Genomic DNA, 12,494 nt, shown 5'->3' with positions numbered 1-12,494 from the left:
TTACCTCTCGTCAAATGCATCTTCCATGGCGCTGACCACTGGCTTCAAGGCGTAATCAATCGCGTAGCGTGAGCCTGTTTTAATGTCGGCCGTAAATTCCATATAAGGTGACAAGGTGTATGTCGCCCCGCCGTTTTCCAGAAAGTCTTTCTCAATGGTAATTTGGGCAATGTAAAATTCGTTTTCTTCTTCTTTGTATGAAGAGCGGCTGATGGAATTGATTGTGCCGCTGATAAAGCCATATCTAGCAAAATTGTAGGTATCAAACTTGAGTTTGACTTCCTGCCCGACTTCGACGAATCCCAAGTCTTTCTTGGCGATCTTCGCTTCTGCATGCAAAGTATTATGAATAGGTGAAATATCGGCGATGCTCTCGTTTGCAGGGATCACAGCAGATTTAAAATTGAAATGAATCTTATCGACTATGCCATCAATAGGGGAGTAGACAGTCAGGCGCTCAACTTTATCAGTATACTGAGGAAGCTGGGCTTTCTTGAGGGAAAGATCTTTTTCAAGTTGGTTAATTTGGGCTTGATAACCGGCATTCCGACTCGCAATGGTGTCTTTCAATTGCTTTTCTAACCGATCAAACTGAAACTTCTCGTTCATGACGGCTTCTGATAAGTTTTCTATCTCCCTTACCATATTGGCCTCTTGTACTTGCATGTTAAGCACATCGATATAAGAAGCCATCTCTTCTTTGTAAAGGGTCTCTTTGATGTTTAACTGTTTTTCAATCAGACCAAGTTGCTTCCGCGAACTGGTTATGCGTTTTTGCATGGAATTAATCAGTTTTTGCTTATGTTCAATATCCAGTGCGATAAGCGCTTGGTTAGAGTTGTTTTTCTGAAATTCTTTTTGCCAAGACTCGTTGTATTGAGTGATCAGCTGTGGGAAAGTAGAGTAAGCAGAATAGTCTGGTTCGGCATGGTGAATGAGCGATAAGTAACGAATGATATCCATCTCAAGACTGGCAATATCCAGTGTTGCGGACTCAAGCTGGGTGTTTCTATCGACCGAACGTAATTGGGCAATAGGTTGTCCGGCAAAGACATAATCACCGGCTTTTACCAGCATCTTATCAAGGATCCCTCCTTCAAGGTGTTGGACCCGTTCAATATCAGAATCAAGAAGTACTTCCCCTCGAGAAGATACAACGATATCTATCTTCGCTTGGGCGGCCAATATAATGAGCAACAGTACAATCATAAATAGCAATAACAGCGACTTATGCATTGTTGTCATTGCACTTTGGATATATAAGCTATCGTCATTGTCAGCATCTTGACTGTACTTTGCCTCCACGAGCGCATGCTTGATATGCTTCTCTATTCCCATTGCATCGACTCCCTGAAGCATGGCTGGCTGTATTCAATAACAGTGTTAATTAGCTAGAGATAATGACTCGACTTGAGAGTTTACGTTGGCAACCTCAGCCAACACATTGTCTATAAGATCCTTGCTCGGCAGTTGTCCTTGCTTACAAAGTCGCTCAATCGTTTCTAGTTGTTGCGAAGCATTGTCTTCACACAAAGTTAACAATACGCCTTTTAAAGAGTGAACAGCTTGATATAACCCTTCAATATTTTTGCTAGCATATAATCCTGTTATAAGCTCAATATCCTCACCATGTTCTGCACCGTAGAGGTCTATAATCATAGACATCATCTCTTCGTCGCCATCCATAGCTTCGGTGAATGCGTTGTAATCTATCATTTCTTTTACCTATAGCTGTTGTTACACCCAAGTAACTGAAAAAACAAAGTTTGCTACTAATAATGTATGGTCTAGCTTGAGCAAGAATACAAGCTGATTTTGTTATTGAATGTTTGTTTTATTGATCAGTATCTCATCATATAAAATCAAGAAACTGAGATTAAGTGTGAGTTATCTCTCTATTTTTCTAAATAATTGAAAAGGATTTGTTAATGGCTTGCTGTTTCTACCTGATTGGATCTATTCATAGAGTTAGAAAACTCTTAATTGTATAGAATCACTGACACGGGTATGGAGGCAAGTCATGGCTCAGGACAATCAGCAACAGGACAAAAACAACCCTCTTAATGATGCGGTAGAGCATAATGCTACACCTGATGGTAATACCGATGAGCACCGTGCCCAAGATAGGCAAAATCAGCAAAATACCATGGCGGCAACAACGGCTACCGGCGCTGATGCCGCAGAACAGAATGATCAAGTTAGCAATGAGTCGGCTGAATCAAATCAAGGTAATACCGAAGATGCTGGCGGTCAGCCTAGTGCAGAAGCCTCCGGTACAGAGGGGAGCAGCGGGAGCCAAAGGCAATCTGGTAAAGTAGATTCAAGTGTTCAGGGTGGTGAGGCGCAGCAAGATGACGGTAATGTCGAGGGCAGTAGTGCTACTCAGTCGGTAGGAGGGGGGACACAGCAAGGGTCGCAATCGCAGTCTGATGGCGAGGGACAAAACAGAGCCAGTCAAGACTCAAACGAACAAAGCCCGCAACCTCAACAGGCTGGGGGTAGTGCTCCTATGGCCTCGGGCCAAAGTGTTGAGCCCACATCATTCGACACTGAAACAACCAGTGAAACTTTCCAAGTTGACGTTGCTAATGCAACCAGCAAAGAAATGGTGATTGATGGTGATTATGATACCGAGACAGTCTCTGAGACTTTTGAAATTAAAGTTGATAATGTCAATGATGAAGTGGAGATTGACGAGCAAGCCAAGCCCATTTTCGAGACCAGTGAAGATGGCCAGATTGTTATCAGTGAAGCAGAGCTACTTGCCAATGCCAGTGATGTAGATGGCGATGCTCTCAGTGTATTAAACCTCTCTATCGCCAATGCTTCATTTGAGATCCAAGTTGATCCGGATACCGGTGAAAGATCGTTCGTTGTTACTCCAGATGAAAACGTAAATGGAGAGCTGGCGATATCTTTCGATGTGACCGATGGACAAGGGAGTGAAGTTGCTTCATCAGCCATGCTGAATGTCGCTGCGGTAAACGATGCTGCCGTGGTTGGCGAAACCAATGTCGATGGCACTGAAGATACTGCCATTACTTTCACCCAGGCTATGCTGCTGCAAAACGCCAGCGATGTGGACAGTAGTGAACTGACCGCCGTTAATCTGCACATTGACCCGCAGTACGGCACCCTGGAAGACAACCAGGATGGTACTTTTACCTTCACACCAAAAGACGATTTTAACGGCGATGTGCCGTTCACCTTCGAAGTTGACGATAACGATGGGTCAGTGACACCCGCTTCGGGCACGTTGGATGTCGAAGCAGTCAATGATGTGCCGGTGTTTGCTGAGACGTCTTACACTATCGCTGAAGACGGTTCGATTACTCTTTCTGAAGCCTCATTGCTCGCCAATGTTACTGATGTCGATAACGATGTGTTGAGCATTAGTGATATCAGTGTTGAGGGTAACGGCACGGTGAGCCGTGATGAAGAAACCGGTGACTGGACCTACACCCCAGACGCTGACTACAGTGGTGATGCTGCACTGAAAATCACTGTCAACGATACCAAGGTGGATGCCGTATTTACCGCGCCGGTGACTATTACGCCAGAAGCCGATGAGCCTTCATTAACCGTGTCACTGACAGACATGAGCTTGATTGATTACGGTGTTGGGCAAGATACAGCCTTGACCGGTTGGTTTACGGATAACGCCAACAATCATATCGAAATCCACCAAGACACGGTTTATGGTGTGGGTGACAACCGCGGTGGGGTGATTGAGCTTGAAGCCAACACAGGTGATGAATCCAACCTCTATACCAATCTGGATGTTAAAGCTGGCGATGTGGTGACATTGGAATTTGATATGTCGGCACGTAAAAACGCCGAGGGCGAAGATTCACAAGTCGATATCTACTTCGAAGGTCAGCTGATAGATTCCTTGGCGCCAGAGGATATTGGTTGGAATCACCATAGCTACCAATTTACGGCAACCACTGATAATCCCAAGTTGGAGTTTGACTCCCCAGATGACAACAGCCTGGGTGGAGTTCTTGATGCCATAACTGTGGTCAAAGAGGTTGCAGAAGATCAACCTACTCCGCTCAATATCGAAGCGGCACTCAGTGATACCGACGGCTCTGAATCATTGGCTTCGCTGGTCGTCGATGGCTTACCTGAAGGTGCGATATTAACGGATGGCGATAAGATATTTATTGCCGATGATGACAACAACAGCGTGGATATCAGTGGCTGGGATGTCGGCCAGTTATCTTTCCAAGGGGGTGAAAACTTTCATGGACCAGTGTCACTGAATGTAACGGCAACGTCACTTGAAGACAGTACCGCGGATGATGATACGCCTGAAACAGCCTCGACCACGGCGACGCTCGACTTCACAGTGGTGCCGGTGAATGATCCGGTTGTTATTGATGAATCGAGTCCGCTGCAATTTAACACTGACGAAGATACTCAGATAGTGATCACCGAAGCGGCGTTGTTAGCTAATGCCAGTGATGTTGATGGCGATGATTTGTCGGTGGTGAACCTCAATATTACCAATGCAACTTTTACTACCGTGGTGGATCCTGAAACTGGCGAGAAGTCCTATCTAGTGACGCCAGATCAAGATGTTAACGGTGACTTGGCGATGAGTTTCAATGTGACCGACGGGGAAGGCAGTCAGGTCGCTTCAGGGGCAACACTACAGGTTGCAGCCGTGAATGATGCCGTGGTAGCGGAAGATGACAGTAGTCTTCCTGGTAGCGATGCGCCAAGCATTGCGACCTTCGGTGCTGATGTAGAGCCTAGTGCGATTGAAGTTGAAGAAGATGGTCAGCTGATTATCAGCCCGTCCGATTTATTGGCTAATGATACCGATGTTGATGGTGACGAGTTGACCATTACTGGTGTTGAAGCGACAGATGATACTCACGGCACGGTCGAGCTGGATGAAAACGGCAATGTGGTGTTTACACCTGATGCTGATTATAACGGCCCAGCCTCCTTCACTTATACCGTAACGGATGGTCACGATACCTTTGATACGGCCACTGTGACGGTGGATGTGCTTGCGGTCAATGATGCTGCCGTGGTTGGCGAAACCGATATCGATGGCACTGAAGATACTGCCATTACTTTCACCCAGGCTATGCTGCTGCAAAACGCCAGCGATGTGGATAGCAGTGACCTGACCGCCGTTAATCTGCACATTGACCCGCAGTACGGCACCCTGGAAGACAACCAAGATGGTACTTTTACCTTTACACCAAAAGCCGATTTTCACGGCGATGTGCCGTTCACCTTCGATGTTGATGATAACGATGGGTCAGTGACACCCGCCTCGGGATCCATCGCTGTTGATGCGGTTGCCGATGCGCCTGAACTATCAGTGACAGATGGAGATAATAATGCAATACCGGGTAATGTCGTAGACACTGACCCTGATGAAGTCATTGAGCTAAATATTGCCGCTAACTTAACTGATCAGGATTTGTCTGAAACGCTCAGTGTAACTATTGATGGCGTCCCTGAAGGTGGTGTGCTGAGGTATGACGGTCAAGCCGTTTTAGATTCGCAAGACAATGGATTGACCAGTTATGTCGATACCGAAGTGACGGTAACCTTCGCTGGAGAGGGGGCAGGCTTCAAAAACTCAGTGGGGTATTATCGTGTCGATGAAGACGGCAATATCTCTGATGTTGAATTGGTGTATGACAATGCCTCTCAGGTGAAAGGTGGTGGTGATTTGTTGCCTGGCGAGTCATCGTTCAGTTTTGAACTAGATCAAGGTGACAGCTTTAATATTTTTGTTATTCCGAACGGCTTCAACAAAAATGACTTTGATAATCTCGGAGAGGGGCATTTTGAGTTCCGTGACCAAGATGGTAACCCTGCTACTATGTCATCAACCGATCCGCAGTTAGTTTTTGCTGGCGATGATGGTTCAGAAACCGTGATTCGCAGCCAGTTTGGTGATGCTATCTTCCATGGTGGTAGTAGTGAAAACCTCAATCAGGATAATTTCCAACATACGCATACCACTCTGAATGATGATGGACAAATTGTCTACGGTATTGAAGACTGGTTAGGTGGCGGTGATCGTGATTACGATGACTTCATGTTCACTATTGATATGGGGGAAGAAAACAGCACTATTTTCCGTGGTGAAATACTCTCCGATGGTGAAACCCCGATTGTGTTGCCAACCGTTGCTTTGGAAGAGACTATCCAGTTGCAGTTGCCAGAAGACTTCAATGATGAGTTTGATCTGGTCGTTGAAGCAACAGCAACAGAAATTTCAAATGATGATTCGGCTTCGACGGCGCAAACTATCCATGTGGATGCGAGGGAGTTTGCACCTGAGGTGACAGGGCCTGCTAGTGCTTCGACAGATGAAGATACCACCATCACCATTACTCAGGATGCGTTGCTTGCTAATGCATCGGATGCTGATGGGGATGCAATGGTTGCCCAGAACGTAACAACCACCCACCCAGGTGTAGAAATTGTCGATAATGGGAATGGTACTTTCGATATTACGCCGCCGCAGGACTTTCATGGGGATATCATTCTTTCTTTTGATATCACCGACGGTGAATTCACTACGCCAACCCAGATGGAATTGACGGTCGACCCTGTCAATGATGCCGTGGTAGCGGAAGATGACAGTAGTCTTCCTGGTAGCGATGCGCCAAGCATTGCGACCTTCGGTGCTGATGTAGAGCCTAGTGCGATTGAAGTTGAAGAAGATGGTCAGCTGATTATCAGCCCGTCCGATTTATTGGCTAATGATACCGATGTCGATGGTGACGAGTTGACCATTACTGGTGTTGAAGCGACAGATGATACTCACGGCACGGTCGAGCTGGATGAAAACGGCAATGTGGTGTTTACACCTGATGCTGATTATAACGGCCCAGCCTCCTTCACTTATACCGTAACGGATGGTCACGATACCTTTGATACGGCCACTGTGACGGTGGATGTGCTTGCGGTCAATGATGCTGCCGTGGTTGGCGAAACCGATATCGATGGCACTGAAGATACTGCCATTACTTTCACCCAGGCTATGCTGCTGCAAAATGTATCAGATGTTGATAGTGCTAATTTCTTGGCGATAAACCTTCAAATCGAGCCTGAGTATGGGAGCCTTATAGACAATAAAGACGGTACATATACTTTCACACCAAAAGATAATTTGAATGGTGATGTGCCGTTTAGTTTTGAAGTCGATGATTGTGATGGGGCGATTACACCTGCATCTGGAACGCTAGATATTGGAGCTGTCAATGATGTGCCGGTGTTTGCTGAGACGTCTTACACCATCGCTGAAGACGGTTCGATTACTCTTTCTGAAGCCTCATTGCTCGCCAATGTTACTGATGTCGATAACGATGTGTTGAGCATTAGTGATATCAGCGTTGAAGGTAACGGCACGGTGAGCCGTGATGAAGAAACCGGTGACTGGACCTACACCCCAGACGCTGACTACAGTGGTGATGCTGCACTGAAAATCACTGTCAACGATACCAAGGTGGATGCCGTATTTACCGCGCCGGTGACTATTACGCCAGAAGCCGATGAGCCTTCATTAACCGTGTCACTGGCCGACATGAGCTTGATTGATTACGGTGTTGGGCAAGATACAGCCTTGACCGGTTGGTTTACGGATAACGCCAACAATCATATCGAAATCCACCAAGACACTGTTTATGGTGTGGGTGACAACCGCGGTGGGGTGATTGAGCTTGAAGCCAACACTGGTGATGAATCCAACCTCTATACCAATCTGGATGTTAAAGCTGGCGATGTGGTGACATTGGAATTTGATATGTCGGCACGTAAAAACGCCGAGGGCGAAGATTCACAAGTCGATATCTACTTCGAAGGTCAGCTGATAGATTCCTTGGCGCCAGAGGATATTGGTTGGAATCACCATAGCTACCAATTTACGGCAACCACTGATAATCCCAAGTTGGAGTTTGACTCCCCAGATGACAACAGCCTGGGTGGAGTTCTTGATGCCATAACTGTGGTCAAAGAGGTTGCAGAAGATCAACCCACTCCGCTCAATATCGAAGCGGCACTCAGTGATACCGACGGCTCTGAATCATTGGCTTCGCTGGTCGTCGATGGCTTACCTGAAGGTGCGATATTAACGGATGGCGATAAGATATTTATTGCCGATGATGACAACAACAGCGTGGATATCAGTGGCTGGGATGTCGGCCAGTTATCTTTCCAAGGGGGTGAAAACTTCCATGGACCAGTGTCACTGAATGTAACGGCAACGTCACTTGAAGACAGTACCGCGGATGATGATACGCCTGAAACAGCCTCGACCACGGCGACGCTCGACTTCACAGTGGTGCCGGTGAATGATCCGGTTGTTATTGATGAATCGAGTCCGCTGCAATTTAACACTGACGAAGATACCCAGATAGTGATCACCGAAGCGGCGTTGTTAGCTAATGCCAGTGATGTTGATGGCGATGATTTGTCGGTGGTGAACCTCAATATTACCAATGCAACTTTTACTACCGTGGTGGATCCTGAAACTGGCGAGAAGTCCTATCTAGTGACGCCAGATCAAGATGTTAACGGTGACTTGGCGATGAGTTTCAATGTGACCGACGGGGAAGGCAGTCAGGTCGCTTCAGGGGCAACACTACAGGTTGCAGCCGTGAATGATGGACCTGTAGTGAGCGAAAACCTCAGTTATACCATTGATGAAGATGGCACCATCACACTGAGTCAAGATCAGCTATTGGCCAATGCCACCGATGTTGACGGTGACAAACTGACGGCGGAAAACCTTCAGCTAGAGGGGGCGGGCGTTGTAGAAAGAAACGATGATGGCTCCTACACCATCACGCCTGATGAGAATTTCAATGGTGAACTCAACCTAACCTTTGATGTTACTGATGGCTTAGAGACCGTCTCGACTGGTTTGGATCTAACTATCAATGCGGTTAATGACGAGGTTGTTGCAGCGGATGACAGCAGCATGTCCGCGCAAGCACCGCAGATCCGCCTTGATGCTGCACCAGAACATGGTTCGGTGCAGTGTATTAATGCTGAGGGTGAGTGGGAAGATATGGTCGTTGGCCAAGAATACCCTGCTGATGCTCAAGTACAGTACGTACCTGATACCGATGAAGTGCAGTCAGGCACTCGTGATATACGGGTGGGGAGTTTTGATAACGATGCCTCGACCACCGTCTTTGATGGCACTGCCAACGTCGAAGATTGGGGAGTGGTAAATGGTGATAGCGCTGTTTTTCAGGAAGATGGTGTGACGATCACCACTCAGGTTAGCTCTGGAGAACTTGAGGCATGGAATGGCGCTGGAACGTCGGTGGGTGCGGGTATTGGCAATGATAGCCGTAATGGCCTTAGCAATGATGAAATACTGACCGTTACCGTTGAAGGGGAAGATGTAAACCAAATCACCTTCCAGCTCGATGGGCTTGGCGGTTATTTTGATGAGAACAGTAGTAAAGCGACTGAAGTTATCATCAAAGCGTACGATGCAGAAGGCAATTTGATTGACGCCCAAGGCGGATATCGTGATTCCGGTGAATTACAAGATACCTATGCTTTTACCACTGATGTGCCGGTCCATCATTTTACTCTGGGTACAGAAGGCGGAAGCGGGACATACGTTGTCCAGAACATGACTGTTTCCCGTACCATGTCTGAAGACATTCAGATGACCACCATACAAGGTGATGGTAGCGAGATAGCTAATACGCTTTCTCTGGATCTAAACCACAGTACTGCCGATCAGGCAATGGATGTCACCGAGCAGCTGGTAGAGGTACAAGAGGGCATTACAAGTCGTGCGATCGAGGTTGATGAAGATGGACAGCTAGTTATCAATCCAACAGATTTACTCGCCAATGATACAGATGCTGACGGCGATATATTGTCTATTACTGCCGTTGAGGCAACAGAGGATACACACGGCACTGTCGAATTGGATGAAGACGGCAACGTCGTTTTCACCCCTGATGCTGATTACAACGGCCCTGCGTCCTTTACCTACACGGTCACCGATGGCAATGGTTCATTTGATACGGCGACGGTTGCTGTTGATGTTAAGCCAGTTGAAGATTTGCCCGTTGCACCAACGCTGAAATTGGGTGTTGATGAAGATCAGGTGCTGGAAATTGACCCTGCGTTCATATTAAGTCAAGCGACTGATGCCGATGGCGATGACCTTACGCTCGAAAGTTTGTCATTGAAGCAGCCGCCAAATGGTAATTTGCAACTGCAGCAAGACGGTATGTATCACTTGATCACACCGCCTGATTTTAATGGCTTGATAGAGCTGGATTATTCAATTTCAGATGGTGAAAACATCGTAGATGGTGCCCTCAAGGTTGACGTTATGCCTGTCAACGATGCACCTTTTAATGGCGGTAATGCCCACCTAACGACATACGAAGACGGTGGCTTCACTTTCAGAGCAGAAGATATGCTGGACTTGTTCGGCGATGTTGATGGTGATGATCTGGTTGTCTCCCGCGTTATTACCGTTGACGGTGAAGATGCCGGCGAGGTTGAAGAAAACGAGGACGGAAGCTGGACCTATACGCCATCTGATGATTATTCCGGTATCGCTGAGCTGCAGGTCGAAGTGAGCGATCCTAGTGGTGCGACAACGGTTTTGGATATGCCTATCTATATCCGCCCGGTCGCCGATGGGGCTGTGATCACCACAGATCATGAGGGGCCACTAGTCTTCGATGAAGATACTACCGGATTGCTTGGTTTGAATGTTGATATGCTCGATGCTTCCGAGCAATTGAGTCACCTAGTAATTACTGGCTTCCCTGTCGGCTTTGTCGTAAGTGATGGTGAGAACACCATTACGATCACCGAGCCCGGTCAGGTCGTTGATGTGACAACCTGGAGTTTCGATGACTTGTCACTCACACCGCCAGCTGATTTTACCGGCAGTTTCTTCATTACTGTTTCTGCGACTACAGCAGACTATGGCGATGAGTCATCCAATGCGTTGCCTGAGTCAACAGAAGCCTATGCTGACTTTGATGCTACTCAGGGTGAAACCCTCGTGCTGACAATGGATGACTTGTTAGGCATGGCAGAGGGATTAGAAGCTGCTGATGGTGATGAAGTTCAAGGTGTCCATTTGATTGATCGCACCCAAGGCGAGTTGGTTGATAATGGCGATGGAACATGGTCATTTACCCCAGCCGAGAGCTTTGAAGGGCAGGTTGACTTTGCTTATCAGGTGGAGCAAAACGGTAGCTTGGTCGATGTGCAAAGTAGCATTGCTGTTGTTGCTGCAGATGCGGGTGAAAATGATGTCAACTCTGCACCCACGGTTGATGCCATTGTGACTACCGAGCTTGGTTCTGGCAATGATTTGACCTTCACCGATGCCGATATGCTTGCTCAGCTAACTGATGCTGATAATGACGAGCTAACCATTGAATCTGTTCAATTGGTTGGTGGACAAGGTGTGTTGGAAACTAATAGTGAGGGGCAGTATACTTTCTCACCAGCACAAGGATTCGTCGGGCAGACTCAAATTGCCTATGTTGCGACAGATGGTGAAAACAGTATTCAAACACACTTCAATGTTGATGTTGCTGAACCGGAAGCCTCTGATTTCGTGCTCGATGAAATGGGCTCACTGGAGCTGACACAAGCTGATTTATTAGCAGCCTTGAATTTAGGTGATGAATCGACAATCACTGGCGTTGATTACCATGGTGAACAAGGTACGGTAGTAGAAAATGGTGATGGTTGGTGGGTTTTCTGGAGTGATGATGACTTTACCGGCCAATTGCCACTTGAAGTCACATCAACTGACGGGGATGCAACTTCTGTTCATCAAATCACTCTTGATGTTAATGAGTACCAAGACCAAGAAGCGAGTCTTGAGTCGGCACAGCCTGATGTTGACTCACAACAGAATGTTGATACTCAAACTACGATTAATGAAGACGCTTCAGATAGCAATGACAGTTCGGACAGTGATGATGCTGGAGGTGAAAGTGATCTAACCGCAGCGCCGGGCAATAATGTGCATTTAGAAATCCCTGATGATGTGGCAGAAAACCCTGATGTGACTCAGGTCGAAATCAGTGAACTTCCTGATGGGGCAACTATTGCCAATGCATTACTGAACAGTGATGGTTCCTATACGGTTAGTGGTAATCTATCCAAGCCGCTTCTGATGAAGTTATCAGATGAGTTTGAAGGTGAGGCGACTATTCAGTTTGAGGGGCAAACCGATCTGGGGGCGGCTGTTGAAGGGGCATCGGCAACAGTGACGATTGATGTTGATGACGAGCATGCGATGCAAGCCAGTCAGGGCAAAAATGCCAACCAACCAGAGATGCAAGATGAGCAAGGACAAAATGGCGATTGGACTCAGGGGGATAATAGTAACCAAGGTGTTGATGTGATGGATGATAGTTCATCGTATGACAATGACACATCAGGCTCCCAGCAGGATGATTCAACTGTTTTGGATGAGAATGTTTAATGAAAGGCGGTTACACTTA

General features: G+C 47.0%; 3 protein-coding genes. 1 reads left to right on the top strand and 2 read right to left on the bottom strand.

The window, feature by feature from the left end:
- Both ACVA53_RS11300 and ACVA53_RS11295 read right to left on the bottom strand, forming a co-directional pair.
- Positions 1 to 1,338, bottom strand: coding sequence for an HlyD family type I secretion periplasmic adaptor subunit (locus tag ACVA53_RS11300; RefSeq protein ID WP_446505150.1), 1,338 nt, complete (start codon positions 1,336 to 1,338; stop codon positions 1 to 3).
- A gap of 45 nt (positions 1,339 to 1,383) precedes the next feature.
- The gene (locus tag ACVA53_RS11295; protein WP_446505149.1) at positions 1,384 to 1,716 is read right to left on the bottom strand and encodes an Hpt domain-containing protein; all 333 of its coding nucleotides are present in this window, start codon (positions 1,714 to 1,716) and stop codon (positions 1,384 to 1,386) included.
- A 304-nt stretch (positions 1,717 to 2,020) separates the two neighbouring features.
- Between ACVA53_RS11295 and ACVA53_RS11290 the strand changes: the two genes are divergently transcribed.
- Positions 2,021 to 12,475 (top strand): tandem-95 repeat protein, encoded by a 10,455-nt coding sequence (locus tag ACVA53_RS11290; RefSeq protein WP_446505148.1) that lies wholly within the window; start codon positions 2,021 to 2,023, stop codon positions 12,473 to 12,475.
- The last annotated feature ends 19 nt before the right edge of the window (positions 12,476 to 12,494 follow it).

The sequence above is a fragment of the Photobacterium sp. DNB23_23_1 genome (genome assembly GCF_052873815.1).
The sequence above is the reverse complement of the archived record's forward strand: the minus strand, read 5'-3'. Positions and strand labels throughout refer to the sequence as shown.

Coding starts and splice junctions, on each gene's coding strand:
- ACVA53_RS11300 (WP_446505150.1), bottom strand. CDS start 1,338: ATGGGAATAGAGAAGCATATCAAGCATGCGCTCGTGGAGGCAAAGTAC.
- ACVA53_RS11295 (WP_446505149.1), bottom strand. CDS start 1,716: ATGATAGATTACAACGCATTCACCGAAGCTATGGATGGCGACGAAGAG.
- ACVA53_RS11290 (WP_446505148.1), top strand. CDS start 2,021: ATGGCTCAGGACAATCAGCAACAGGACAAAAACAACCCTCTTAATGAT.